At 66.1% G+C, this 26,831-nt stretch carries 21 protein-coding genes, 2 pseudogenes and 1 riboswitch; of the genes and pseudogenes, 13 read left to right on the top strand and 10 right to left on the bottom strand.

Annotation, left to right across the window (positions count from 1 at the left end):
• Positions 1–64: 64 nt before the first annotated feature.
• The 3 genes and pseudogenes from ALC15_RS16505 to ALC15_RS16495 all read left to right on the top strand — a co-directional run bounded on the left by ALC15_RS16505 (position 65) and on the right by ALC15_RS16495 (position 1,827).
• Positions 65–931, top strand: a complete 867-nt coding sequence (locus tag ALC15_RS16505) for a S1C family serine protease (protein WP_050628201.1) — start codon at positions 65–67, stop codon at positions 929–931.
• Positions 928–1,298, top strand: a pseudogene (locus tag ALC15_RS16500) (response regulator transcription factor). The gene ALC15_RS16505 and the pseudogene ALC15_RS16500 overlap by 4 nt, the downstream one beginning before the upstream one ends.
• A gap of 316 nt (positions 1,299–1,614) precedes the next feature.
• Positions 1,615–1,827: a hypothetical protein gene (locus ALC15_RS16495; protein ID WP_050628148.1), complete on the top strand. Its 213-nt coding sequence runs from the start codon at positions 1,615–1,617 to the stop codon at positions 1,825–1,827.
• A gap of 66 nt (positions 1,828–1,893) precedes the next feature.
• Here the strand turns inward: ALC15_RS16495 and ALC15_RS16490 are convergent, their stop codons facing one another.
• On the bottom strand, positions 1,894–3,255 hold the full coding sequence (locus tag ALC15_RS16490; RefSeq protein WP_050628147.1) for a metallophosphoesterase family protein: 1,362 nt from the start codon (positions 3,253–3,255) through the stop codon (positions 1,894–1,896).
• A 240-nt stretch (positions 3,256–3,495) separates the two neighbouring features.
• On the opposite strand from ALC15_RS16490, the gene ALC15_RS16485 reads away from it, so the two are divergent.
• From ALC15_RS16485 to ALC15_RS16460, 6 genes are all read left to right on the top strand, one after another.
• The gene (locus ALC15_RS16485; RefSeq protein WP_050628146.1) at positions 3,496–4,914 is read left to right on the top strand and encodes a M20 family metallopeptidase; all 1,419 of its coding nucleotides are present in this window, start codon (positions 3,496–3,498) and stop codon (positions 4,912–4,914) included.
• 333 nt (positions 4,915–5,247) lie between these two features.
• Positions 5,248–7,038 carry a peptide ABC transporter substrate-binding protein gene (locus tag ALC15_RS16480; RefSeq protein WP_050628145.1) on the top strand — a complete coding sequence of 597 codons (1,791 nt, stop codon included), beginning with the start codon at positions 5,248–5,250 and terminating at the stop codon, positions 7,036–7,038.
• A 221-nt stretch (positions 7,039–7,259) separates the two neighbouring features.
• Entirely contained in the window at positions 7,260–8,216 is a 957-nt protein-coding gene (locus ALC15_RS16475) for an ABC transporter permease (protein ID WP_050628144.1), read from the top strand.
• Entirely contained in the window at positions 8,182–9,099 is a 918-nt protein-coding gene (locus tag ALC15_RS16470; protein ID WP_050628143.1) for an ABC transporter permease, read from the top strand. The genes ALC15_RS16475 and ALC15_RS16470 overlap by 35 nt, the downstream gene beginning before the upstream one ends.
• Positions 9,096–10,076, top strand: coding sequence for an ABC transporter ATP-binding protein (locus ALC15_RS16465; RefSeq protein WP_094193926.1), 981 nt, complete (start codon positions 9,096–9,098; stop codon positions 10,074–10,076). Before ALC15_RS16470 ends, ALC15_RS16465 begins: the two co-directional genes overlap by 4 nt.
• Positions 10,073–11,041: an ABC transporter ATP-binding protein gene (locus tag ALC15_RS16460; protein ID WP_050628141.1), complete on the top strand. Its 969-nt coding sequence runs from the start codon at positions 10,073–10,075 to the stop codon at positions 11,039–11,041. Before ALC15_RS16465 ends, ALC15_RS16460 begins: the two co-directional genes overlap by 4 nt.
• A 315-nt stretch (positions 11,042–11,356) precedes the next feature.
• On the opposite strand, the pseudogene ALC15_RS16455 reads toward ALC15_RS16460, so the two are convergent.
• Positions 11,357–12,318 (bottom strand): annotated as a pseudogene (locus tag ALC15_RS16455) (LysR substrate-binding domain-containing protein).
• A 99-nt stretch (positions 12,319–12,417) separates the two neighbouring features.
• Here ALC15_RS16455 and bla point away from each other — a divergent pair.
• From bla to ALC15_RS16440, 3 genes are all read left to right on the top strand, one after another.
• A complete protein-coding gene (gene bla / locus ALC15_RS16450; protein WP_050628140.1) occupies positions 12,418–13,317 on the top strand; it encodes a class A beta-lactamase in 900 nt (299 codons plus the stop codon).
• Between the two features lie 135 nt (positions 13,318–13,452).
• Positions 13,453–14,367: an ankyrin repeat domain-containing protein gene (locus ALC15_RS16445; protein WP_128089526.1), complete on the top strand. Its 915-nt coding sequence runs from the start codon at positions 13,453–13,455 to the stop codon at positions 14,365–14,367.
• A gap of 83 nt (positions 14,368–14,450) precedes the next feature.
• Positions 14,451–14,536, top strand: a riboswitch (ZMP/ZTP riboswitch).
• 34 nt (positions 14,537–14,570) lie between these two features.
• Entirely contained in the window at positions 14,571–15,848 is a 1,278-nt protein-coding gene (locus tag ALC15_RS16440) for a serine hydroxymethyltransferase (protein WP_050628138.1), read from the top strand.
• Between the two features lie 133 nt (positions 15,849–15,981).
• On the opposite strand, the gene ALC15_RS16435 is transcribed toward ALC15_RS16440, so the two are convergent.
• The 8 genes from ALC15_RS16435 to ALC15_RS16400 form a co-directional block, all read right to left on the bottom strand.
• Positions 15,982–16,533 carry a c-type cytochrome gene (locus ALC15_RS16435; protein WP_050628200.1) on the bottom strand — a complete coding sequence of 184 codons (552 nt, stop codon included), beginning with the start codon at positions 16,531–16,533 and terminating at the stop codon, positions 15,982–15,984.
• A 235-nt stretch (positions 16,534–16,768) separates the two neighbouring features.
• Positions 16,769–18,478, bottom strand: a complete 1,710-nt coding sequence (locus tag ALC15_RS16430) for a pyrroloquinoline quinone-dependent dehydrogenase (RefSeq protein WP_050628137.1) — start codon at positions 18,476–18,478, stop codon at positions 16,769–16,771.
• A 414-nt stretch (positions 18,479–18,892) separates the two neighbouring features.
• Entirely contained in the window at positions 18,893–20,383 is a 1,491-nt protein-coding gene (locus ALC15_RS16425; RefSeq protein WP_050628136.1) for an ABC transporter substrate-binding protein, read from the bottom strand.
• 56 nt (positions 20,384–20,439) lie between these two features.
• Complete coding sequence (locus ALC15_RS16420) at positions 20,440–21,468, bottom strand: ABC transporter ATP-binding protein (RefSeq protein ID WP_050628135.1); 1,029 nt, start codon at positions 21,466–21,468, stop codon at positions 20,440–20,442.
• Positions 21,465–22,469, bottom strand: a complete 1,005-nt coding sequence (locus tag ALC15_RS16415) for an ABC transporter ATP-binding protein (protein WP_050628134.1) — start codon at positions 22,467–22,469, stop codon at positions 21,465–21,467. The genes ALC15_RS16420 and ALC15_RS16415 overlap by 4 nt, the downstream gene beginning before the upstream one ends.
• A gap of 2 nt (positions 22,470–22,471) precedes the next feature.
• Entirely contained in the window at positions 22,472–23,404 is a 933-nt protein-coding gene (locus tag ALC15_RS16410) for an ABC transporter permease (RefSeq protein ID WP_244486113.1), read from the bottom strand.
• Entirely contained in the window at positions 23,364–24,314 is a 951-nt protein-coding gene (locus tag ALC15_RS16405; RefSeq protein ID WP_050628133.1) for an ABC transporter permease, read from the bottom strand. Before ALC15_RS16405 ends, ALC15_RS16410 begins: the two co-directional genes overlap by 41 nt.
• Positions 24,315–24,390: 76 nt before the next feature.
• Complete coding sequence (locus ALC15_RS16400; protein WP_050628198.1) at positions 24,391–25,821, bottom strand: amidase; 1,431 nt, start codon at positions 25,819–25,821, stop codon at positions 24,391–24,393.
• Between the two features lie 120 nt (positions 25,822–25,941).
• On the opposite strand from ALC15_RS16400, the gene ALC15_RS16395 reads away from it, so the two are divergent.
• Positions 25,942–26,829, top strand: a complete 888-nt coding sequence (locus ALC15_RS16395) for a LysR family transcriptional regulator (RefSeq protein ID WP_050628132.1) — start codon at positions 25,942–25,944, stop codon at positions 26,827–26,829.
• Positions 26,830–26,831: the final 2 nt, after the last annotated feature.

The following is a 26,831-nucleotide window of genomic DNA, read 5'->3' as shown; positions in this document are numbered from 1 at the left end:
CCATCCGGCCAGTTTCGCTGCCGGCCGCAACATACCAGATTGCGGGAAGCCAATGGAGTTTCCCATGACCGAACCGAACATCCTTGCCTCGCTGTCGTCAGCCCTGTCGGAGACCATTGCGCGCGCTGCGCCGTCGGTCGTCTCCGTGCATTCGCATCGCGCGCGCGCCTCGGGCTTTGTCTGGAAGGCCGGCCTGATCGTCACCGCCGACGAAGCGCTGGCCGACGAGGGCGAGATCGAGATCCAGTTCGCCGACGGCAGCCGCAGGCAAGCCGCCGTCGCCGGACGCGACCACACCACCGACATCGCCCTGCTGCGCGTCGATGGCGACGTCGCGCCGATCAAGCTGTCGACCGATGTCCCCGCGCTCGGATCGCTCGCGGTGCTCGTCGCGGCCGACCGCGGCGCGGCGGTCGCGCGGCTCGGCATGGTGTCGCGGTCAGGCGCCGCGTGGCGCAGCCTGCGCGGCGGCGAGATCGACGCGCGGATCGAGCTCGACGTCCGGCTGCGGCACAGCCAGCAGGGCGGGCTGGCGCTGAATGCCGCCGGTGTGCCGTTCGGCATGGCCGTGCTCGGCCCGCGCCGCGTGCTGACGATTCCGGCCGCGACCATCGAGCGGGTCGCAGGCCAGCTCGAGAAGAGCGGCCGCATCGCGCGCGGGTATCTCGGCGTCGGCTTGCAGCCGGTCCGTCTCGACGACGGCCTCGGCGCGATGGTGATGAATGTCGACAAGGCGGGCCCATCCGCCGCCGCCGGCATCCGCCAGGGCGACGTGATCATTGCCGTCAACGGTGAGAAACTGTCGGGCGTGCGCGCGCTGTCGCGCGGCCTCGGGCCGCAGAGCGTCGGCAGCATCGTCGAGCTGACCGTGCATCGCGGCGGCGAGCCGATGACATTCAAGGTCACAGTCGGAGAGAGGCCCGAGACGTGAGCAGTGAACCTGCCGCCGACATCGTCATTGCGCTCGAGATCGACGACCCCGTCCTCGCCGACCGGCTGGCGACATTGCTCGGCAGCGTCGCCGGCCTGCGGCTGGCCGCGCCCGGCGAGCAGGCGGCGGCGGCGATCGTCGCACGTAACCGCGAGGCCGCCGGCGGCGACTTCGAGCTGACGCCGCGCGAGCTCGACGTGCTGGCGCTGCTGGCCGAAGGCGCATCCAACAAGGTGATCGCCCAGCGGCTTGGAATTTCCGTCCACACCGCAAAATTCCACGTCGCTCCCTGCTCGACAAGCTCGACGCCACCGGCCGCACCGACGCCGTCGCACATGCCGCACGACGCGGCGTGATCAATTTGTGATGGCTGGGCGGAGACCTTCTCCATAACTGGAGAGAATGAAGATCTCTCCAAACGTCGTCCCTGCGAAAGCGGGGACCCATACTCCGCGGCAGTTGACGCGTCGTTCCAGCGATGCGCAGCAATGAACATCGGTGGTTATGGGTCCCTGCTTTCGCAGGGACGACACTGAACGTGTTCCGCGGCGCACATGCGGCCAAATCAGTAATTGCGAAAATTCCGCCACGCGGACGTCTAGACCAAATGCGTAAGTAATCGTCCGGATACAGACACCCTCTCGATCTCGCTATGCACTCTTCAGCCAACAAGAAGAAACGGCATGAAGAAGCTGATCGATCGTCACCGGGACATTCAATATACGCTCACCAACATCGAACCCGACCTTTGGAGCTGGTCATTCGAAATCAACGGCAAGATCAAGCGCGGCACCACGCGCGCGCGGCTCGACCTGCTGGCGCAGCGCCGGGTCTGCACGCTGATCGATCGCGAATTAAAGGGTGTGGAAAGAAGCAAGCCGAAGAAGCCTGACTAGGCCAGCCGCTTCGCCGCCGACCTTGCCCAAGGTTTGCCCTAAAGGCTTGGTCTCCGGCTCAAAGCATCATGACGCCGCGAGAACGGTCGCAGCGATCTCGAGCCGCTGTCCGGCATAGCGCCGGTCGTCCGGTCCATGCTGCCCGCAGCCGACGCTCCAGAGCGCGGGCCACGACAACCGCTCGAGCCCCGTCGCCGATATCGCCGCGAACGACGTCCAACTGATGTCACTGCGGCGTCGCCACAGCACGCCGCCGGGTCCCATGTCCGGATAGAAGGCGATGTCGAGGTCAAAATCCCGCTCATCGCCGACATCCGGCCCGACCCAATAGTGCGGACTGCGCCCCTGCTCGCGCCCGAGGATCAGCGTGAGCGTCTGGTTCGGTCCGCGCAGGCCGAGCCAGAGCGGCGCGATCATGTCAGGCACCGGCGTGCAGAGCAGCGTTTGCGGCGCCGCTACTCCGGCGGCGGTGCGGCCTGACAATCTCAGGGCGACGACCGTCGCCGGCGCCGGTGTCCCGGACAATGGCGCAGGGCTGATCCCGTGCGGCAATGGCAACCACGCCGCCTGCTCGAAAGACGGCAGCGGCCATGCGAGCTGCTCGCGGATGGCGCCTTCGGTGTCGAGCACCTGATAGCGGAGACCGCGCTGATCGAGCGCGGCCTGCACGCAATGCAGATACTCGACGCCCTCGGGCATCCGGTGCGCGGTGCCTGCGCCCGCTGTGCAGATCTGCAGCACCCCGCGATGGACCTGGACGTCGAATGCAAGGATGTGGCTGCAGACATAGGCGGTCACGCCGGCGCGGACCAGGATATCCCAGAAGCGCGCGCTGTATTCGTGGCCGATCTCGCGCTGATAGCTGCCGCTGAAGCCATTGATGGGGTAGACCGGATGATGACCCAGCACCAGCTTGTATGTTGCGTCCTTGTGCTGTTCGAGGACCGCGCCCAGCCAGTCGGTCTCGACGTGCCCCTCGCCGCCGAGTCCGCTCCACAGCGTGTGCACGAACACCATCAGCAGGTCGTCGCGGCGGACCCAATAGGACAGGCCTTCCTGACCGGGCGGACCGTTGTGCGGCAGCTTCAGCACCTCGCGAAACACCGCCTCGCTCATCTCGTCATAGGTGGTGTGGTTACCGGTCGTGTGCCACAACGGCACCGCGCGGCGGTCGAGCCAGCCCATTTCGGTATCAAGCCAGTGCCGCCATTGCGCGCGCAACGCCTCGGCATCGGCGGTGAGGCCGATGATCTCGTCACCGGGGAAGAGAATGAATTCGGGCGCAGGATGCAGCCGGCGGACCACATCGTTGACCGATGCGAAGGTCCGCTCGTGCAGCGCGCCGGCGCCCCCCGAGCAGGCGTCGGCATAGATCACGAACTGGTGGCCCGAATTTCTCGGCAACAGAGACGGAATTGCATCATGCATGGTCGGACCACGTTCTCGCGAGCCGCATCATAGGGGAAGGCAGACCGATCGCTCAAGGCGGCGATCCGCATGCGAGGTCGCGGGTCGGGGCTCTCGAAGTCGTTCGGTCCGACGACGGGGGTTCCTGCACACCAAGACGTGAGTTTCGGAAATGCTGGTCTGCCGGCAGGCGCTAGGCGGCGGTGCCGCAAGCTGCTAGCGTTTTGCGCTTCAGATTGCCTTAGTTGAGGATCGGAGCAAATGGACAACCGTAGTGATGTTTGGCGCGGCGTCGACGCGATCAAGCCGCGTTTCATCGAATTGAGCGACCGGGTCTGGGCAATGCCCGAGGTCTGCTACACCGAGGCGCGCTCCTCCGCCGAACATCTGGCCGAACTGCGCCACCAGGGTTTCCGCATCACCGAGAACCTCGCCGACATTCCAACCGCCGTGATGGGCGAATGGGGTGAAGGCGGCCCCGTGATCGCCTTCCTCGGCGAATATGACGCCCTGCCCGGCCTCAGCCAGGAAGCCGGCATCGCCGAGCATCGTCCGGTCGAGACCGGCGGCCATGGCCATGGCTGCGGCCACAATCTGCTCGGCTCCTCTGCATTGCTCGCCGCGACCGCGGTGAAGGACTGGCTCGCCGCCAACAAGGTGCCGGGCCGGGTACGCTATTACGGCTGTCCCGCCGAGGAAGGCGGCGCCGCAAAGGCCTTCATGGTGCGCTGTGGTGCGTTCGAGGACGCCGACATCGCCATCACCTGGCATCCGCACAGCTTCTGGGAGGTGGCGGTGACGCCGTCGCTCGCCAACACCCGGGCCGACTTCATCTTCACCGGGCGCACCTCGCATGCGGCAGCCTCGCCGCATCTCGGCCGCAGCGCGCTCGATGCGGTGGAATTGATGAATGTCGGCGTCAACTACATGCGCGAGCACATGCCGAGCGATGCCCGCGTGCATTACGCGCTGCTCGACACCGGCGGCATCGCGCCGAACGTGGTGCAGGCCCATGCCCGGGTGCGCTATTCGATCCGCGCCCGCGACCTGCCCGGCATGAACGAACTGGTCGAGCGCGTGCACAAGATCGCGCAGGGCGCAGCCCTGATGACCGAGACCAAGGTCGAGATGAAGATCATCTCCGCGGTCTCCAACATCCTGCCCAACACCCCCCTGGAACAGACGCTGCACCGGATCATGGAAGATCTCGGCCCGCCGCATTTCGACGATGCCGACAAGGATTTCGCCGGCAAGATCCGCGCGACCCTGACCGACAAGGACATCGCCTCGGTCTATTATGCGATCGGCATGGACCCGACCGACCGGCCGCTGGCCGATTTCCTGGTGCCGATCGACGCCAAGCGCAATCCGCTGATCGGCTCGACCGATGTCGGCGACGTAAGCTGGGTGGTGCCGACGGTGCAGGTCCATGCACCGACGGTTGCAATCGGCACGCCGTTCCACACCTGGCAGGTTGTGGCACAGGGCAAGACGCCGGCCGCGCACAAGGCGATGGTCCAGGCCGCCAAGGCGATGGCCAGCCTCGGCGTCAAGGCGCTGATGGAGCCGGAGCTGATCGCGGCCGCCAAGGCCGATCTCAAGAAGCGGACCACCCGAACGCCCTATGTCAGTCCGCTGCCGGCGGATGTTGCACCGCCGTTGAACATGTCGGTCGCCTGAGCGCCGCATCCTCCGGGCCGGACCTGCGCTTCGATGCGCAGGCCGGCAGCCGGTTCGCGCGAAAATATGTTTGCGTGGCAAAAAAGCATCTCGGAACAAAGGATAACGAACAAATTTTCCGCAGTGCGAGGCTCGCATCAGCGCGCTTTGGCGCCGATATGCTGAACTGATGTGCGCCCAGGAGAGGTTCTGCACAAGCGATAGCCAAAAGACCTAGACGCTGAAGGGCGGGAGGCGTTGACCTTCGCGTTCATTCGGTGTGCCATCTGCCGCCAGAACGGCGGCCGGTTCCAAGGCCCGCCGCAAACACACGTGAGCCGGACCGAGGGGACTATGTTCGACAATAATCTGCGAGGCATGATCGACGACGTGAAGGACGGACGGATGGACCGCCGGGCCTTCGTCAAGCGAATGATTGCCGTCGGCCTTACCGCGCCGATGGCCAACCAGATTCTGGCGATCGGCGGCGTCGCGATGGCGCAGAGCCCCAACCCCTACAAGCCGACCAAGCGCGGCGGCGGCGGTCCGCTGAAGCTGTTGTGGTGGCAGGGCCCGACCCTGCTCAATCCGCATTTCGCCACCGGCACCAAGGATCAGGACGGCTCGCGCATCTTCTACGAGCCTCTGGCAAGCTGGGACGTCGACGGTCATCTCAACCCGATCCTCGCCGCCGAGATCCCGTCGATCCAGAATGGCGGACTTTCCGCCGACGCCAAGACGGTGACCTGGAAACTCAAACCGGGCGTCAAATGGCACGACGGCAAGCCGGTGACAGCCGACGATCTGGTGTTCAACTGGGAATATGCCAGCGACCCTGCGACCGCCGCCGTCTCGATTGAGACCTACAGCGGCCTGACCGTCGAAAAGATCGACGACCTCACGGTCCGCATCAATTTCAAGAAGCCGACGCCGTTCTGGGCCAATGCGTTTGTCGGGGCCTATGGCTGCATCATCCCGAAGCATCTGTTCGCGGATTACAAGGGCGGCAAGTCCCGCGAGGCACCCAACAATCTGAAACCCGTCGGCACCGGCCCGTATAAGTTCGTCGAGTTCAAGCCGGGCGATCTGATCCGCGGCGAGATCAACCCCGACTACCATATGGCCAACCGTCCATTCTTCGACACGATCGAGATGAAGGGTGGCGGCGATGCCGTCTCGGCCGCGCGCGCGGTGATCCAGACCGGCGAATATGATTTCGCCTGGAATATCCAGGTCGAAGACGAAGTGCTGCTGCGGCTCGAAAAGGGCGGCAAGGGCAAGGCCCTGTTCGCAGTCGGCGGCGACATCGAGTTCATTGCGATCAACTTCACCGACCCCAACACCGAAGTCGATGGCGAGCGCTCGTCGATCAAGACCAAGCATCCGATCCTGTCCGATCCCCGCGTGCGCCAGGCGTTGGCGCTGCTGGTCGACCGCGACTCCGTCAAGAAGGCGATCTACGGCCGTGCCGGCCGCACCACCGCCAACTATCTCAACGGCCCCGAGGAGTTCGTCTCCAAGAACACCAAGTGGGAGTTCTCGGTCGAGAAGGCGAGCGCGCTGCTCGAGCAGGCGGGCTGGAAGCCGGGCTCCGACGGCATCCGCGAGAAGGACGGCAAGAAGCTCAAGCTGTTGTACCAGACCTCGATCAACGGGCCGCGGCAGAAGACCCAAGCGATCGTCAAGCAGGCCTGCCAGAAGGCCGGCATCGATGTCGAGCTGAAATCGGTGGTGGCTTCGGTGTTCTTCTCCTCGGACGTCGCCAACCCCGACACCTACGCCCACTTCTACGCCGACATCGAGATGTTCCAGATCCCGATGACCCAGCCCGATCCCGCTCTGCACATGCGCCGCTACCACTCGCGCAACATCGCCACCAAGGAGAACAAGTGGCAGGGGCCGAACTTCCCGCGCTGGGCCAACAAGGAATTCGATGCCGCGATCGACGCGGCCGATACCGAAACCGATCCGATCAAGCGGGCCGACCTCTACATCAAGGGCAATGACCTGATGTGGCAGGACAATGTGATGATCCCCGTGATGCATCGGCTCGCGGTGGAGGCCTCCTCCAACACGCTGCGGCCAGCGCTCTCGGGCTGGGCCAACCAAACCGACAATCTGCAAGACTGGTATCGTGAAAGCTGAGCCGTGAGGGGCTCTATCCGCGAGCGCGCCGAATGGTGAGTTCGCGGAGAGCCCCCTCACCCGGACTTCAAGTGGAGCCTGTCATCGGGCAGCGGTTCACGTCGACCCGTTGGCTTGAATTCCGGCCTCTCCCCGCACGCGGGGCGAGGTGAGGCCCGGCTTTCGGCGGAAAACGAAATCAATCGTGCTCAAGGTACAAGCGTAAGTCAGATGATCCGTTCATGAGTCAATATATCCTGCGCCGTCTGATGATCGCGATCCCGAGCCTGCTCGGGATTTCGGTTGTCCTGTTCGTCGTGCTGGCGCTCGCGCCGGGCGATCCGTTCAGCGAGCTCGCGACCAATCCGAACGTGCCGCCCGAGGTGCAGGCTGCACTGCGCGCCAAGTTCGGCCTCGATGACCCGATCTATCTGCGTTATCTGCACTGGATCACGGCGATGGCCCACGGCGATTGGGGCTTCTCGTTCGTCAGCAGGGTCGATGTCGACACGCTGATCCTGCAGCGGCTGCCGACCACGCTTTACGTAGTCGGCTCGTCGCAGCTGCTGGCGCTCCTGATCGCGATCCCGGTCGGCGTCTATGCCGCCACCCGGCCCTATTCGCTGTTCGACCAGCTCGCCAACACCTTCGCCTTCATCGGCTTCTCGCTGCCGACCTTCTTCACCGGCATCCTGTTCATCCTGGTGTTCTCGGTGAAGCTGGACTGGCTGCCCTTCGTCTACACCAGCGTGCCGGGAAGCGGCATCCCCTGGCTGCTGGAGATGATCCGGCAGGCCATCATGCCGGTGATGGTGCTCGGCCTGTTCCAGGCGGCCTCGATGACCCGCTTCGTGCGCTCGGCAATGCTCGACGTCATCCGGCTCGACTATGTCACCACCGCGCGCGCCAAGGGCCTCGGGCAGGCCAAGGTGATCGTCAAGCATGTGATGCGCAACGCGATGATCCCGGTCGTCACGCTGATCGCACTGCAGATGCCCGCCGTGTTCGGCGGCGCCATCGTCACCGAGCAGATTTTCCGGATTCCCGGCATCGGCTCGCTGCTGATTTCCTCCATCCTCGCCAACGATACGCCGGTCGTGATGGCCGTGACCTTCGTCTTCGCGTGTCTCGTGGTGCTGTTCAACCTGATCGCAGATGTCCTCTATGGCTGGCTTGACCCTCGCATCTCCTTCCGCTGAACGGCGCGATTATTCGCCCTGGCGCGAAACCTGGCGGCGCTACCGCCGGCACAGGCCGGCCGTGATCAGCGCCGTGCTGCTGCTGCTGCTGATCGCGGCCGTCGTGATCGGTCCGTTCATCTGGCGCGTCTCGATCAGCGACATCGACGTGGTGGCGGGCCTGCAAGGCCCCTCGCTGGCGCATCCGTTCGGCACCGACGATCTCGGCCAGGACCTGCTCGCCCGCATGATCTATGGCGGCCGCATCTCGCTCGCGGTCGGCCTCGCCGCGATGCTGGTCTCGGTGTTCGTCGGCACGCTGATCGGCGCACTCGCCGGCATGTCGCGCGGCGCGCTCGGCTATGCGCTGATGTGGCTGACCGACCTGTTCCTGTCGCTGCCGCAACTGCCGCTGCTACTGATGCTGATCTACCTGTTCCGCGACGGGCTCAAGGCGATGTTCGGTCCCGAGGGCGGCATCTTCATCCTGATCGTGCTCGTGATCGGCGGCTTGCGCTGGATGCCGGTGGCGCGGCTGGTGCGCGCCCAGTTCCTCTCGCTCCGCGAGAAGGAATTCGTCGAGGCCGCGCGCGCGCTCGGCGCGAGCCCGGTGCGCCAGGTGGTGCGCCACATCCTGCCCAATGCGCTGGGACCCGTGATCATCGCCGGCACGATCGACGTCGCCGCGGCGATCATCGCCGAATCGACGCTGTCGTTCCTGGGCCTCGGCTTCCCGCCTGACACCCCCACCTGGGGCCGCATCCTGTATGACGCCAAGGACTTTCTCGACATCGGTCCGCATTGGGCGCTGTTTCCCGGCGGCGCGATCTTCATCGCGGTGGTCGCCATCAACTTCATCGGCGACGGGCTGCGCGACGCGCTCGACGCCCGCAAGGTGATCTGATGGCGCTGCTCGACATCAAGGGCCTGAAGACCCATTTCAGCACCGACGCCGGCGTGTTGCAGGCAGTCGATGGCGTCGATATCTCGATCAACCGCGGCGAGACGCTGTGCGTGGTCGGCGAATCCGGTTGCGGCAAGACCGTTACCGCGATGTCGATCCTCAAGCTGATCGCGATGCCGCCGGGCAAGATCGTCGAAGGCGAGATCATGTTCGAGGGCCGCGACCTGGTGCCGCTGTCGAGCCGCGAGCTCGACGACATCAGGGCCAAGGAGATCGGCTTCATCTTCCAGGAGCCGATGACCTCGCTCAATCCGGTGCTGACGATCGGCGAGCAGATCGCCGAGAGCCTGCGCCGCCACGAGGCGGTGACCAAGAAGCAGGCGCTCGAGCGCACCATCGAGATGCTGAAGCTGGTGCAGATCCCCAACGCCGCGGGCCGCGTGCATCACTATCCGCACCAGTTCTCCGGCGGCATGCGCCAGCGCGTAATGATCGCGATGGCGCTGGCCTGCCGGCCCAAGCTCGTGATCGCGGACGAGCCGACCACCGCGCTCGACGTCACCATCCAGGCGCAGATCCTCGACCTGCTTCAGGACATGAAGGAACGCTTCGGCATGGCGGTGATGCTGATCACGCACGCGATGGGCGTGGTCGCGGAGACTGCGCAGCGCGTCGTCGTGATGTATGCCGGCAAGGTGGTTGAGGAAGCGCCGGTCGACGAGTTGTTCGGCAATCCGCGCCATCCCTATACCCAGGGCCTGATCCGCTCGATCCCGCGCATCGATCTCGACGCCGAGCACAAGACGCGGCTGGAGGCGATCGGCGGCTCGGTGCCGATCCTGATCAACCCGCCGCCGGGCTGCCGGTTTGCGCCCCGCTGCAAGCACGCCATGAGCATCTGCACCGAACAGGAGCCGCGCCTGCGCGAGATCGCACCCGGCCATCGCATGGCCTGCCACCTCGGAGACGCGTCATGAGCGAGCCGCTGCTGCGCGTCAGCAATTTGAAAAAGCACTTTCCGGTGCTCGGCGGCCTGCTGTCGCGCGAGGTCGGTCAGGTCTATGCGGTCGACGGCGTGTCGTTTGCGGTCAACCGCGGCGAGACGCTGGGACTGGTTGGCGAATCCGGCTGCGGCAAGTCGACCACCGGCCGCTGCGTGCTGCGGCTGATCGAGCCGACCTCGGGCGAGATCGTGTTCGACGGCCAGAGCGTGACGGGCCTCGGCGGCGGCGATCTGCGCGCCATGCGTCGCAACATGCAGCTGGTGTTCCAGGATCCGTTCGCCTCGCTCAACCCGCGCATGACGGTCGGCGCGATCCTCGCCGAGCCCTTCATCATCCATAACCTCGTGGCCTCGGCCAGCGAGCGCGAGGACCGCGTCGCAAGCCTCCTGGTCAAGGTCGGGCTGAAAGCCGAGCACATGCGGCGCTACCCGCATGAATTCTCCGGCGGCCAGCGCCAGCGTATCGCGATCGCCCGCGCGCTTACCTTGGAGCCGAAGCTGATCGTGTGCGACGAGCCGGTCTCGGCGCTCGACGTCTCGATCCAGGCCCAGGTCATCAACCTGCTCGAGGACCTGCAGGCCGAGCTGAACCTGACCTATCTGTTCGTGGCCCACGATCTCTCCGTGGTCGAGCACATCTCGGACCGCGTCGCAGTGATGTATCTCGGCCGCATCGTCGAGCTCGCCAAGGCCAGCGACCTCTACCGCAATCCGCAGCATCCCTACACCAAGGCGCTGCTCTCGGCGGTGCCGGTGGCCGATCCCAAGGCGAAGCGCGACCGCATCCGCCTGAAGGGCGACGTGCCAAGCCCGATGAATCCGCCGAAGGGCTGCCACTTCCACACCCGCTGCCCGATTGCGGAAGAGCGCTGCCGCCAGGCCGCGCCGGAATTGCGCGAAGGCAGCAACGGTCACTTTGTGGCGTGCCATCTGGCATAAGCGCACCTACTCCCCCCACCGTCACCCTGAGGTGGCCGCTTCTTCAGCGGCCCTCGAAGGGTCGACGGCCCCGCTGGTGGCCGTGCATCCTTCGAGGCTCGCCAAGCGGCGCAAGTGCGCCGCAGGGCTCGCACCTCCAGCGACAAAGGCGAAGCCTTTGCGCGGAGATGACGGGACCAAAATATCGAAAACAACCCCATGCAAAGGTGCCCGGCGTCCGACCGCGGGCGGCTTGACACGTCGGGCAAATCAGGGATAAGATTTCTAATATTCCGAAAACGCCAGCATCGCTCGCCGGGGCTTGCGCCACATCCGCTAGCGACGGCGCTTCTTCGATGCGGACTTTCCCGGCTTGCGCTTGGCCTTCGCCCTTGGGCGCGGAGCCGATGCGCCGTTCTCGCTCTCATTCACTTCCGCTCGCAGCGTGTCGAGCAGCCAGTCGCGGAAGGCGCGCATGCCGGGCGTCACCTCGCGCGACTTCAGCCAGGTCAGCCAATACGACCCCGCCGGCACCTCGGCCGCGAACGGCCGCTTGAGCCGGCCTGAGGCCAGCTCGTTTTCAAACATCGCGATCGGTACCAGCCCGACGCCGACGCCGCGCGCAGCGGCCTCGGCCATGCCAACCGAACTGTCGAAGATCGGCCCCTGGATTTTCGGACACGGCGCGCGGCCACCGCAAACCACAGCGGCCATTCTTCGGCGCGGTAGGAGCGCAGCAAAAATTCCTGCGCGAGATCGGACGGCTTGCGCAGCCGGCTCGCCGCATCGGCACAGCATACCGGCGACAGCGGCGCCGACAACAGGTGGATCGCCTCGGTGCCGTGCCACGAGCCGTCGCCGAAGCGCAGCGCGAGATCGAGCCCGTCGCCCGCGATGTCGACGCGGTTGTTGTTGGTGAGCAGGCGCAGGTCGATATAGGGATGCGCGCGCTTGAAGCGGTCGATCCGTTGCAGCAGCCATCCGGTCGCGAACGTCGTCACGCAGCCGACAGTGACGACCTCGCGCGCGCCCTTGGCCTCGATGCGGTCGATCGCAGCGCCGATCCGGTCGAACGTGTCCGACAGCACCGGCAACAGCGCCAGCCCCTCGTCGGTGAGCACCAGCCCGCGCGGCAAGCGGCGGAACAGGCTCGCACCCAAGAGATCCTCGAGCTGCTTGACCTGATGGCTGATCGCGGTCTGCGTCACGCGCAGCTCCATCCCCGCGCGGGTGAAGCTCAAGAGCCGCGCCGAGGCCTCGAAGGCGCGCAGCGCATTCAGCGGGAGGTGCCGGCGCATAACGTCATGACCAAGTTTTTCTCATGCCTCGTTGTATAAATGATCGTTTGTGCGCCGTCACGCCGTTCGGCAGGTTCGCGCCGCCAACGGAGACGGGACATGCTGACGAGACGGACATTGGGATTGCGCGCACTGGGCCTTGCGGCCTCCTGGACCCTGCTGCGGCAAAGTGCAGCGGCGGCACCGGGCCAGCCGGCGCAACGGCTGCAGGAGGAGTTTGCACGCATCGAGCTGGCGACCAGCGGTCGGCTCGGCGTCGCCGCGCTCGACATGGAGACGGGATTGCGCGCGAGCCGGCGCGGTGACGAGCGGTTCCCGATGTGCAGCACCTTCAAGGCGATGCTATCAGCCGCCGTGCTGCACCGGGTCGATCGCGGCGAATCCAGCCTTGATCAACGGATGCAGGTCGAGGCCAAGGATATCTTGGCCTACGCGCCCGTCGCCAAGCAGCACGTCGGATCGGGCATGACACTGGCCGAACTCTGCGAGGCCGCGGTCACGCTCAGCGACAATACCGCGGCCAACCTGCTGCTGCGTGAGATCGGCGGGCCTGCCGGCTTGACCAGCTTCTTCCGCACCATTGGCGACAATGTCAGCCGGCTCGACCGCTGGGAGGTGGAGCTGAACGAGGCCGTGCCCGGCGATCCGCGCGACACCACGAGCCCGGTGGCGATGCTGAAGAACCTGCAGCGCGTGATGCTCGGCGATGTCCTGCAGGCCGCCTCGCGCCAGAAGCTGGTGGACTGGATGGTCGCCAACAAGACCGGCGACACGAGGTTGCGCGCCGGCGTGCCGCGGGACTGGCGGGTCGGCGACAAGACCGGCACCGGCGAGCGTGGCACCTATAACGATATCGGGGTGTTCTGGCCGCCCGGCCGCAAGCCGATCGTGGTGACGGTCTACCTGACCGGGGCAAGCGCGCCCATGGAGAAGTGCAACGAGGTGATCGCCAATGTCGCGCGCGCCGTTGCGAATGCGAGCGCCGGGCAGAGCGGCTAGCGCGGCAGAGCAACGCCGCGCGGCACAACATCGCTGCGCGGCTTGGCGTCGCTGCGCGGCTTGGCAGCAACCAAGGATCATGCGACGCTCGCTCCGGATGGCAATGCGCTCCGCAGGCCATCCGGAGGACACGCCTTGTATCGCCGCATCGCCCTTGCCGCACTGTTTCTCGCCGGCCACGTCCATGCCGGCTTTGCTGCGGCCGACCCGGCCCGGTGCCGCGAGCAGACCCGCAAATACGAGACCGACAAAGCCCAGCTCAGCGCGGTCGAGATCTCGCTGGCGCTGTTCGCCGCCGCCGATGCCGATTGCATCAACCTTGCCACCGCGCTGCTCGACGGCGGCGCCTCGGTGGACGCGCGCGACCGGCTTGGCGCACGGCCGCTGAGCCACGCCGCCCGCTCCGGTCACCTCGACATGGTCGACCTACTGCTGGCGCGCGGCGCGCCGGTCGATGCACGCAACCTCGCGGGATCGACCGCGCTTTACTTCGCCGCCGAGCGCGGCCACGCCGCGATCGTGCAGCGGCTGATCGATCGCGGCGCCGACGTCAATCTCACGGGGCGCAGCGGCGCCTCGCCGGTCGCGGCCGCGGCCTATGCCGGCCGGGACATGGTGGTGCGCACGCTGCTTGCGCACGGCGCCGACGGCGGCAAGGCCGACGACACCGGCAAGCCCCCGGTCGTATATGCGGCGGCCGGCGGCCAGCTCGGCATCGTCAAGCAGCTGCTCGCGCGCGATATCGACATCAATGCGCGCTACGCCAATGACCTGACGCTCCTGATGTGGGCGGCCGGGCCGGACGAGACCGTGCCGGAGGCGCAGGCGCTCGAAGTCGTCGCGTATCTCCTGGACGCCGGCGCCAGGGTCGACGAGCGCGACGCGCGCGGCCGCACCGCGCTGATGATCGCCGCCGAAGGCAACCATCCGGCGATTGCGAAGGCGCTGCTGGCCCATGGCGCCGACGCCGCGCTGGCCGACAAGGCGGGCAAGCACGCAGCCGATCTCACTATCCTGTCGGCGCTACGCGATGAGCTGACGCCGCGCTGAAGCATGAGGCGATGGACTCGTTGGTTGCGGAAGGTCCGCAGGTCGGCTAGATTCCCCTTTGCGAAGAGTCTCTGTGCTCATTCGTCCTATCGCGCGACTGGCGAGCTAACGTGGAATCGACCACGGGGAAGCGCGAAGGGTTCCGACGCCGATCGCCTGGGCAACCAATCTGCTGGCAAAACAGCGTGTTGAGGAGCCCGATCATGCCTTCGTTTCGCAACGAACTGTCCATCAACGATCAAGAGATCGCCGCTGCGCTTGTGGGGGAAGAGCGCCGTCAACAGGACGGCGTTGAACTGATTCCGTCCGAGAATTACACCTACCCGGAGGTGCTTGAGCTGCTGGGATCGGTCTTCACCAATAAATACTCCGAGGGATATCCTGGACGCAGATATTACGGCGGCCAGCAGTATACGGACGATGTCGAGAACCTCGCACGCCAGCGGGCCTGCTCGCTTTTTCGTGCCGAGCACGCCAACGTTCAGCCGCTTTCCGGATCACCGATGAATCAGGCCGTCTATCTCGGCCTATTGCAGCCCGGCGACACCATTCTCGCCATGGACCTGTCCCACGGCGGTCATCTCACCCACGGCGCGCCGGTGTCCCACATGGGGCGTTTGTTCAACTTCATTCGCTACAAGACGGCACCGTCAAACGGCGCGGTAGATTTCGACGAATTGCGCGCGATCGCGCGGGAAGCACGTCCGAAGATGGTGTTGTGCGGCTACAGCTCCTATCCGCGCGACCTGGATTATGCGGCGTTCAAGAATATCGCCGACGAAGTTGGCGCGATCACGATGGCTGACGTGAGCCACTATGGCGGATTGATTGCCGCGAATGTCATGCGCAATCCGCTTGATGCCGGCTTCGACGTCATGACGACGACATCCCACAAGACACTGCGCGGCCCCCGCGGCGGGATCATCCTGTGCCGGAAGGAAAATGCCGGTCGGATCGATGCTTCCGTTTTCCCCGGGTTGCAGGGCGGACCTCACATGAACGTCGTGGCCGGGACTGCCGTGACGCTCAAGAAGGCGGCGACCTCGGATTTCAGGGTTTACGCGCTGCAGGTTCTGCGCAACGCGAAGGTTCTTGCCGGCGCGCTGATGGACCGCGGGATGAAGCTGGTCACGGACGGGACGGACAATCACATGATGGTCGTCGATACGGTAGCATCCGTCGGACTGGACGGGCGAGCAGCCGAGGACGTGCTCGATGCCATCGCCATCACCACAAACAAGCAAATTATTCCAGACGATCCGCGTCCGCCGCTCAGGCCAAGCGGTATCCGCCTTGGGACACCGGCAGCGACCACGCGTGGCATGGGAGATTCCGAAATGCGCCGTATCGGCGAGTTCATTGCGGGGGCTCTGCAGGCGAACGGAGACGACGCGGTCCTCGCGCATCTCAGATCGGAGTGCATCGAGATGTGCCGAGCCTTTCCTGTTCCAGGCGTGGTGTGCAGGTCTCGACCGAACTGATCGGCTCTACGCCGGCAACCGCAACTTCGGCGCGCGGACGTACGTAACGAGGTCGAGCGCCGGCGCCCGACCTCGGCCGCCAAGAGCGGGTATGCGACAGCGCTGCGCTCGCTTGAGGCCAACCTGCTCGCCGCTATAGCCCCGCCAGATAGTCCACCAGCGCGGCGAGGTCGTCGGGCGACGTCGCCAGCATCAGGTCGGACATGCCGGGATTGTTGCCGCGCGCGCGGCTGCGGAAATCGGCGATGGTTTTCGCGAGGTAGTCGCGTCCCATCCCGGCGAGCCGCGGCACCGTGCCGTCGCCCTGGAAGCGATCGAGATGGCAGGCCGGGCAGCCGACCGATGCGCTGGCTGCGACCGCCTTCGCCGCGACGTCCTTGGGCGCGCGCGGCTGGCCGAGGTCGGGCCATGGCTTCTGCGAAAAATATTCCGCGATCGCCAGCATGTCGTCGCGCTCGAACTGGGTCGCGATCGGCTGCATGATCTCGCTCTTGCGATCGCCGCGCTTGAAATCGCGGAGCTGGATATAGAGATAGCCGGCCTGCTGGCCCCAGATCGTCGGAATAGTCTTGTCGACCGGCTTGCCGTCGGCGCCGTGGCAACCGGCGCAGACCGCGACCTTGTCCTCGATCGTCTCCGCGCTGGCCTGGGCTGCCATCAGCAGCAGCGCGGTTGCGCCAATCATCAGTTTACCGAACATGAGTTGATTCCGAACCGTCATGTCTTCCGTCATTGCGAGGAGCTCGCGACAAAATTGCAGAGCAATTTTGCGCTGAAGCGACGAAGCAATCCATGGCTCCGCTTACGCGGCACGATGGATTGCTTCGCTTCGCACGCAATGACGCCGTTGGGTTTTTCATCCGGAGAAGCAGAAGCGGGACCGAACGGGTCCCGCTTCGCCACCATTGTTTGCCGCTCGCTCAGTCGAGCGTGAAGGCGATGATGTTGTTGCCGCGCTTGTAGTCGAGCTGGGTGTTGCCGCCCGCGCCGACCACGACATATTGCTTGCCGCCGACCATGTAGCTCGACGGCGGCGCGTTGACGCCGGCGCCGGCGCGGAAGCTCCACAGCTCCTTGCCGCTCGACGAATTGTAGGCCGCGAACTTGCCGTTGCCTTCGCCGGTGAACACCAGGCCGCCGGCCGTGGCGAGAATGCCGCCGATCATCGGCTCGGGCGTCTTGACCTGCCACTTGATCTTGCCGGTGTTGTAGTTCACCGCCGTGATGTTGCCCGACTGCTTCTCGCCCGGGATCACCTTGAAGGCGCCGCCCAGCCACAGCTTGCCGTTCGGATAGGCCGAGCTCTCGACGTGGTAGGTCATCGGCTGGTGCAGGTTGATGGCGTAGGCCAGCTCCTGTCCCGGGTCGGTCGCGATCGGCGACCATTCGACGCCGCCATTGGCGCCGGGCAGCATGCGCGCGCCTTCCTTGGTCGGCAGCACCCACATGTTCTCCTGCGGCACCATCGCCTCGGAGAAGCGGATCAGGCTGCAGTCCTTGCGATCGTGCACATAGATGTGCCCGGTCTTGCCGGCGTGGATGACGCCGGGAATTGTCTTGCCGTCCTTGTCCTTGACGTTGACCAGCACGGTCGGGCTGACCGCGTCGAGGTCCCACACGTCATGGGCGATGTACTGGAAGTGGCAGACATACTTGCCGGTGTCGAGATCGAGCGAGACCAGCGAGTTGGTGTAGAGGTTGTCGCCGGGCCGGTTGGAGCCGTCGAGGTCGGGCGACGGGTTGCCGACCACGAAATAGATCCGGTTGGTCGCGAGATCGACCGAGGGGTTCTGCCACACGCCGCCGCCGAGCTTGGCATAGGGATCGCCGATCTTGGCGAGCATGTCCTTCTCGGCCTGGATGTTGCGATGCATGTCGCGGCCGGTGGCATCCTTGGTCGCCCAGACGCCGACCGAGCTGTCCGGGATGGTGTTGAAATTCCAGAGCTGCTTGCCGGTCTTGGCGTCATAGGCGCGGACGAAGCCGCGGATGCCGTATTCGCCGCCATTGGTGCCGATCAAGACCTTGTCCTTGACCACGGTCGGCGCCATCGTCTCGCTGTAGCCGAGCTCGGGATCGGCGATGTTGGTGGTCCACACCACCTCGCCGGTCTTGGCGTTGAGCGCCATCAGCTTGGAGTCGAGCGTCGCCAGGTAGACCCGGTCGCCGAGCACCTGGACGCCGCGATTGTTGGGACCGCAGCAATAGACCGTGATCGGGCCCATCTTGTGGGCGTAGTGCCAGAGCTGCTGGCCGGTCTTGGCGTCGAGCGCATAGACATGGCTGAACGACGTCGTGACATACATCACGCCGTCGACGACGATCGGCGATGTCTCGAGCGACTCCTTGACGTCGGTCTGGAAGATCCAGGCGACGTGCAGGTTCTTCACATTGTCGCGGCTGATCTGCTTGCCCGGATAAAACCGGGTCTGGGCGTAATTGCCGTTGGTGAGCAGGAAGTCCTTGGCATTCTTGTCGGCGGCGTTGAGCTGCTCCTGGGTCACCGGCGGGACGTTGGCGTTGCCGAGGACCGACTGCTTCTCCTGCTTGACTTCCTGTGCGACGGCGGTGCCGGACAACAGGCCAACGCCGACCGCTGCGGCGAATGCCGCAAGCCCTTTCACATGCATGATTTTCCCCCGTTATTTCTTGGTTGGAATATTAGGGATGGTGGTTGCTACTTCGCCTTCGAGGCCCGGCCGCCATGGCGAGCGCACTCGTTACGTGATCCGGTTGCGCTGCAATAGATAATCAGAAAACAACGACTGGTATCGATGGACGGGTTCCATGTTAGCGCTGTCCTTCACAAAGACAATCGATGCGCTCAATGCGAAGCCGGAACAGCATGCGGTCACGGGGCGAAACGCGCGATGCCGAGGCAAGCATCAACCCAAGTGATATCGGTCACTTGCGGCGCCTGGGCGTCTGGCCCGATGCATTCTCCTTCGCAAGCGCAGCACGCAAAATGAGACTGCGCGTCAAGCGACGGCATCGCGCGAGGAGCCGCGCCGGCCGAGGCCGTCGCGCTCCGCCGGCGCGATCGCCTACTCCCAGGACCAGGCCGAGAAATCATTCTCGAACTGCGGGACTTCCTTCCACACGCCCTTCAGCTTCTTGCTGGCGATCGTGATCCATTGCGGCTGAAACAGGAAGCCGGCCACCGCATCGGTCGCCAGCATCCGCTGGGCGTCGCCGAGCAGTTTGGCGCGGCCGGCCTCGTCCGGCGTCGCCATGATCTGCTGATAGAGCGCATTGAACGCCTCGGACTTGTAGCCGAGATAGTAATCCGGCTCGGTCAGCTTGACGAGGTCGAACGGCTCGACATGCGAAACGATGGTGAGGTCGTAATTGTGCGGGCCGGTGAAGACCTGCGACAGCCACTGCGCCCATTCCACGTTCTCGATCTTGGCTATGATGCCGACCTTGGCGAGCTGCGCCGCGAGGATCTCGCCGCCCTGCCGCGCATAGGCCGGCGGCGGCAGCCTGAGGCTGAGCTCGAGCGGCGTCTTGACGCCGGCTTCCGCCAGCAGCTTCTTGGCCAATTCCGGATCGTAGGGATTGATGCCGGTGGTATCGACATAGCCGACCGAGCCCGGGGTGTAGAAGCTGCCGATCGGCGTGCCGAAGCCGTCGACCGCACCGTCGATCATCGCCTTGCGGTCGATTGCGGCCAGGATGGCGCGGCGCACCCGGACATCGTCGAGCGGCTTCTTGCGCTCGTTGATGCCGACGATGGTCTTGGCCTTGGAGCCGCCGATCAGGACGCTGAAGCGCGGATCGGCCTTGAACTGCGCGAGGCTGCGCGCCGCACCGACCCGCGGAAAGGCGTCGACGTCGCCCGACAGCAGCGCCGCGACCTGCGCCGCGGGATCGCCGATGAAGCGGATCGTCACCTTGGCGAGCTTGATCGCGGCGGCGTTGCGATAGTCAGGCCATTTCACCAGCGTGATCGACGAACCCTTGGCCCAGCTGCCCAGCGTGTAGGGTCCGGTGCCGACCGGCTGCGTCGCATCGGTCGGCGCGCTCTTCGGCTCGACGATCGAGCCCGACGCCTGGCCGAGCAGGAACGGCAGGTTCGGCTCGGAATATTTCAACGCGACGACGACGGTCTCCGGATCAGGTGCCGTCACCGATGCGAAGGCCTGGTACAGGCTCTTGTCCTTGTTGGTCGAGGTCGGCGCCGCGGCGCGGTCGAACGAGAACTTTACCGCGGCGGAATCGAACGGCTCGCCATTGTGGAATTTGACGCCCTTGCGGAGCTTGAACGTGTAGGTCTTGAGATCCGCTGACGCCCGCCAGCTCTCGGCAAGCAACGGCGACACCGAGCCGTCCTCGTTGATCTTGGTCAGCGTCTCGTAGACGTTATAGAGCGTGACTTCGGCGATCGCCGCCGCTGCCGCGTTGGTCGGATCGAGTCCCGGCGGCTCCAGCGTCATGCCCATCACGACGCTGTCCTTCTTGCCCTGCGCGAGGCTCGGCAGCGGCGCTGCCACGAGTGCGGCAGCGGCCGCGATGACGCACAATTTCCTCAACATTGGTCTGCTCCCCGGACGTGCTCATTGATCAGCCTAGGTCAACTTCAATTGAAAGACTAACCGGCTTCGGCGACCACCGGCGGCAGCGCCATCACGGCATCAGTGTGATGACAGGCCGCCAGATGGGCGTCTCCGACATTGCGTAGCGCAGGCGCCGTCTCGCGACAATGCTGGTCGGCCAGCGGACAGCGCGGCGCGTAAGGGCATCCGGCCGCGGCCGACGCCTGCGAGCCGATCGGCTGCGCGCCGCGGCGCCGCCGGACGCCCCCGGCCCGCGCCCGTGGAACCGCATCGAGCAGCGCGCGGGTATAGGGATGGGCAGAGTGCGCGAACAGATCGGCGGGCCGGCCCTGCTCGACGATCCGCCCGAGATACATCACCGCGATCTCGTCGCAGAGCAGATCGACCACCGCGAGGTCATGGCTGATCAGGATGTAGCTCAGGCCGAACTCGTCCTGCAGGTCCTGCATCAAATTGAGCACCTGCGCCTGCACCGAGACGTCGAGCGCCGAGACCGGCTCGTCGGCGACGATCAGCTTCGGCTGGGTGATCAGCGCGCGCGCGATCGCGATGCGCTGGCGCTGGCCGCCGGAGAATTCGTGCGGAAACTTGTCCATGTCGGCATCGCGCAAGCCCACCTGGCGCAGCACGATGGCGACGCGTTCGCGCAAGGTCGCGCGATCGATGCGGCCGAGCGCGGTCAGCGGCTCGGCGACGATGCGCGCGATGGTCTGCCGCGGATCGAGCGAGCCATAGGGATCCTGGAACACCATCTGGAAATCGCGGCGGGCGCGGCGCAATTCATCCGGCGGCATCCGGTTGAGGTCGCGGCCGAGCAGCGATACCTGTCCTGCCGACGGCAGCTCCAACGCCATCACCAGCCGCGCAAAGGTCGATTTGCCCGAACCGGATTCGCCGACGACGCCGAGGCTCCTGCCCGGCATCACCTGCGCCGTGACGCCGTTGAGCGCGTGCACCTGCGCCGCCGGCTTGAACAGGCTTTCACGCGGCAGCGTGTAGCGCTGCGCGAGGTCCGTGACCTCGAGCAGCGGCGTTGCGGGTGAAGGCTGGTCCGGCATCGTCATGCGCCGACGCCGCCGGCGGCCATCGAGACGTCAGTCCTGATGCAGCGCACGCCATGCGCGGCGCCGACATCGACCACGGCCGGCAGCGCCGCGCGGCAGCGCGCCTCGGCGATCGCGCAGCGGTCGGCAAAGGTGCAGCCCGCGGGCAGGTCGGCCAGCTCCGGCACGGTGCCGGCGATGGTCTTGAGCCGCGTGCCCTTGCGCGCGCCGAGCCGCGGGCGGGCGCGGAACAGGCCCTGCGTGTAGGGGTGGCCCATCCGCGTGAACACGGCATTGGTCTCGCCGCTTTCGACAACGGTGCCGCCGTACATCACCATCATGCGCTCGACATTCTCGGCGATCACGCCGAGATCGTGCGAGATCAGGATCATCGACATGCCGCGCTCCGCGACGAGATCGGCGATCAGATCGAGGATCTGGCCCTGGATCGTGACGTCGAGCGCGGTGGTCGGCTCGTCGGCAATCAGTACATCCGGCTGGCAGGCCAGCGCCATCGCAATCGTGATGCGCTGGCGCTGGCCGCCGGAGAATTGGTGCGGATAGGCATCGACGCGCTTCGACGCATCGGGCAGGCCGACGCGATCGAGCAACGCGATCGCCTCCTGCCGCGCCTGCGCCGCCGAGACGCCGGTGTGGCGCAGCAAGGGCTCGGCGACCTGATGCCCGATCGTATGCATCGGGTTGAGCGCGGTCATCGGCTCCTGGAAGATCATGCTGATGCGGTTGCCGCGCAGCTTGCAATAGGCCGAGTCCGGCAGCCCGACCAGCTCTGCGCCGTCGAGCCGGATGCTGCCGCTGATCACGGCGCTGTCCGGCAACAGCCCCATCAGGGCCAGCGCCGTGACTGATTTGCCGCAACCGGATTCGCCGACCAGCCCGAGCGTCTCGCCGCGGCGAAGCGCGAAGCTGACGCCGCGCACCGCCTGCGCCGGGCCACGGCTGGTGTTGAGCGTAACACCCAGGTTTTTCACTTCGATCAGCGGCGCGTCTCCGTCGGCCATGCTCAACGCTCCCGCGCCAGACGGGGATCGAGCAGATCGCGCAAGCCGTCGCCGAGCAGATTGAGCCCGAGCACCGCGATCGCGATCGCAGCACCGGGATAGACCGCGAGCATCGGCGACTGGAACAGCAGGGTCTGCGCATCGTTGAGCATGCGGCCCCAGGACGGCTGCGGCGGCTGGGTGCCGAGCCCGAGATAGGACAGTGCGGCCTCGGCGAGAATCGCGAGCGCGAACTGGATCGTCGCCTGCACGATCAGGATCGACAGGATGTTCGGCAGCACGTGCTCGATGGTGATGCGGAATGAGCCCTTGCCCGCGGCGCGCGCGGCCAGCACGAACTCGCGGGCCCAGATCGCATTCGCCGAACCGCGGGTGACGCGGACGAAAGTCGGGATCTGGAAGATGCCGATCGCGGTGATCGACGTCACCATGCCCGGCCCCGCGACCGCGGCCAGCATGATGGCCGACAGCACCGCCGGGAAAGCGAAGGTGAAGTCGCTCATCCGCATGATCAGCTCTTCGGTCCAGCCCTTGCGGGCGGCGGCGATCAGGCCGAGGCCGACGCCGAAGCTCAGGCCGATCCCCACCGCAATGACGCCGACCATGATGGTTGAGCGCGCGCCGACCAGCAGCAGCGAGACGATGTCGCGGCCGAGCACATCGGTGCCGAGCCAGTGCGCCGCCGACGGCGGGTGCAGTTTTGACGCAACATCGATGTCGTAAGCCGACCACGGCGTCCAGACCAGCGACAGCAGCGCCGCGCCGAGCACGAGCAGGCTCAGCACCGCCCCGAGCACGAAGCTGCGATGGCGCAGCGCGCGGCGCCAGAAGCCGGTCGCGGCCGCGCGCCCGGTGCGATTGCCGCGGTGCCGGCGGATGCGGTCAGCGGCGCGCTCACAGGTTGGCCACCTTGATGCGCGGGTCGATGAAGGCATAGAGCACATCGACCACGAAATTGACGATCACGACCATCGCGGCCAGCAGCATCACGCAGTTGCGCACCACGATCAGGTCGCGGTTGGCGATCGACTGGAAGATCAGCCGGCCGAGGCCCGGCAGATAGAATACGTTCTCGATCACGATGGTGCCGGCCAGCAGATTGGCGAATTGCAGGCCCATCACGGTCATGACCGGAATCATGGCGTTGCGCAGCACGTGGCGCCACAGCACCTCGCGCTTGCCGAGCCCCTTTGCGCGCGCGGTGCGCACGAAGTCCTCGCGCAGCACCTCGAGCACCGCCGAGCGGGTGACGCGGGCGAGGATCGCGGCCTGCACCACGGCGAGCGAGATCGACGGCAGCAGCAGCGAGCGGATTCCCGGCCAGATGCCGTCATCCCAGCCGGCGAAGCCGCCGGCGGACAACAGTTGCAGCTTCACCGAGAACAGCAGGATCAGGAGGATCGCGAACCAGAAATTCGGCAGCGCGATGCCGACCTGGGTCAGCGACATCACGCCGACATCGCCGAGCTTGTTGTGGTTGGCCGCGGTGTAGATGCCGGCCGCGAGCGCCAGCACCACCGTGATCAGCATCGACATGATCGCGAGCGGGATCGTCAGCACCAACCGCTCCGCGATCAGGCCGGCCACCGGCGTGCCGTAGACATAGCTGTTGCCGAGATCGCCCACCGCCATGCCCTTGAGCCAGAGCAGATAGCGAACCGCGAGCGGCTGGTCGAGGCCGAGCTTGACGGTGAGCGCGCGTACCGCATCGGGCGAGGCGTCGGCGCCCATCAGCATCTGCGCGGCATTGCCGGGCAGCGCATCGAGCACCAGGAAAATGATCAGCGAGGCCGCGACCAGCGTCGCCACCAGGGTCAGGATCCGCCGCAGGAAGAATACGCTCATGCCCGCCCGAACAGTGAGGAACAGGCTGCAGGTTTCAACATGTTCGCGAACGAATGCAAGCCCTCCGCCGTGCTGGTCACGACGCGAGCGCCGGCCAGCGGCCGAGCAGATCGCTCGCCGCTTCGAACAGTGCCGCGACGCGCAGCAGTTCCACGTCGGCCCGGAAGCGGCCGACCAGATGCAGGCCGATCGGCAGGCCGTCGCGGCCGAAGCCCGCGGGGATGCTGACCGCGGGATGCCCGGTCATGTTGAACAGCATGGTCCAAGGAAACCAGTGCGGCCGCACGCTGTCGAAGCTCTGGCCGTCGATATCGATGGTGCCGAACAGTTCCTGGTCGATCGGCAGCGCCGTGCGGGTCAGGGTCGGCATCGCCAGGAGATCGCCGCGCGCGAGCAGCGACTGCACACGGCGGAACAACGCGGTGCGGTCGAACATCGCCTGCTGGTAGTCGACGCCGCTCACCTTCGCGGCAAGCGCGAGCTGCTTCAGGAAGGTCGGGCTGAGGTCATCGGGATAGTCGGCCGCGAGCTTCTCGAAGCGGGTGCGCCAGACCGTGTGATTGATGGCACGCCAGATCGGCTCGATGTCGAAGCCGTCGCCGGAGAACTCCTCGAGCTCCGCGCCCAGGCCGGCCAGCCGATCGAGGCTCGCCTTGAACGCGGCGGCGACATCGGCGGTCACCGGACGGCCAGGCGGCGACAGGCAGAACAGCACCCGCCTGCCCCTGAGATCGCCGCGCGGCGCCGCCAGGCCGAGATAATCGGGCACCGGCACGCCGATCGACCAGGGATCGGACGGATCCTCGCCCGCCATCGCCTGCATCATCAGCGCGGTATCCGCCACGGTGCGCGTGGTCGGCGTGACATAGGTCTGGTTGCCGAAGGCGTCCTGCACCTGGCTGTGCGGGATCACGCCGTTGCTCTGCTTGATCCCGACCACGCCGTTGCAGGCCGCGGGAATCCGGGTCGAGCCGCCACCGTCGGTCGCAACCGCCAGCGGCGCGATGCCGCTCGCGACCGCCACCGCCGCGCCGCCGCTCGAGCCACCGCTGGAGCGATCCGCACTCCACGCGTTGCGGGTGCGGCCGAACAGCGGCGAGTCGGTCAGGCACTTGCTGCCGAACTCCGGCGTCGTGGTCTTGCCGAGCAATATTCCGCCCTGCGCACGGAGCCGGGCCACCGCCACGGCGTCATGGTCGGGCACGTTGTTCTGGTAGGGCACCGCGCCGAAGGTCGTCCGCACGCCCTTGGTGCTGACGATGTCCTTCACGGTGAAGGGGATGCCGTGCAGCAGGCCGAGCGGTTCGCCGGCCATCACCTGCCGCTCAGCGGCCTTCGCCCGCGCGATCGCCTCCTCGCCGCACAGTGTGATGAAGCAGTTCAGCTCGGGTTGCAGCCGCTCGGCGCGAGCGAGCATCGCCGCGGTGACCTCGACGGGAGATATTTCTTTGCGGCCAATCCGTGCACGCAATTCGGTCGCCGGGAGAAGGCAGAGGTCTTCGCTCATCTTGGACAGCTCTCCAAAATCGGGCCGCTGATTGATCGCGTTGACAGCGAGAATGCCTCCCATGTTAACTCAGCGTCCAATACGAATTTGAAGGCCAACCCATACGTTTTCGGTATGCCTATGGATTTGCGTCGGCTCCGTTACTTCGTCGCCGTGGCTGAGGAGCGCAGCGTCGGCAAGGCCGCCGAACGGCTGCGGATGGCCCAGCCGCCGCTCTCCGTGCAAATCCGAAAGCTCGAGGCCGAGCTCGGCGCGCCGCTGTTCCGCCGCGGCACGCGCGGCATGGATTTGACGGAGGCCGGCCTCGCGCTGCTGTCGCGGGCGAGCGAGGCGCTGGCGCTGGCGGAAGAAGGCTTCGAGGCCGCCCGCGCGATCGCCTCCGGACAACGCGGGCGGCTGTCGGTCGGCTACATGTTCGTGCTGGCGAGCGCGGTGCTGCCACGCCTGGTCCCGGAGCTGCGCCGGTCGCTGCCCGGCGTCGATCTCGATTTCGTCGAGCTCTCGGCGTCGACCCGCAAAACGCTGCTGCTCGACCGCGCCGTCGGCGTCGCGCTGTGCATGCCGGCGATCCATCATCCGGAGATCCAGGTGGCCCAGATCGGCACGCAGCCGCTGATGCTGGCGATGCCGGCGCGCTCGCCGCTCGCCCGCCTCTCCGCGGTGCCGGTCGGCAAATTGCAGGGACGCCCGCTCATCGCCCTGCCGCGGCCGGAGGAAGAGCCTACATCGTCGGCAGTGTCGGCGATGCTGCGGCGGCATCAGGTCGTGATGCCGATCGTCAGCCGGGTGGAGACCGTGCACTCGGCGCTCAGCCTCGTGCTCGCCGGCGAAGGGTTTTCGATCCTGCCGGCCTGCGCGAAGCTCGGCGCGCCGCCCGGCATCGCGTTCCGGCGCTTCGTCGACATCGCCGATACGATCGAGATCGCGGCCTGCTGGCGGCGCGATTCCTCCAGCCCATTGATCCGAAACTTCCTCAAGAGCGCCGAGAAGGTCGTTGCACGGCTGTGACG

The sequence above is a fragment of the Bradyrhizobium viridifuturi genome (genome assembly GCF_001238275.1).
Classification (GTDB): domain Bacteria; phylum Pseudomonadota; class Alphaproteobacteria; order Rhizobiales; family Xanthobacteraceae; genus Bradyrhizobium; species Bradyrhizobium viridifuturi.
The sequence above is the reverse complement of the archived record's forward strand: the minus strand, read 5'-3'. Positions and strand labels throughout refer to the sequence as shown.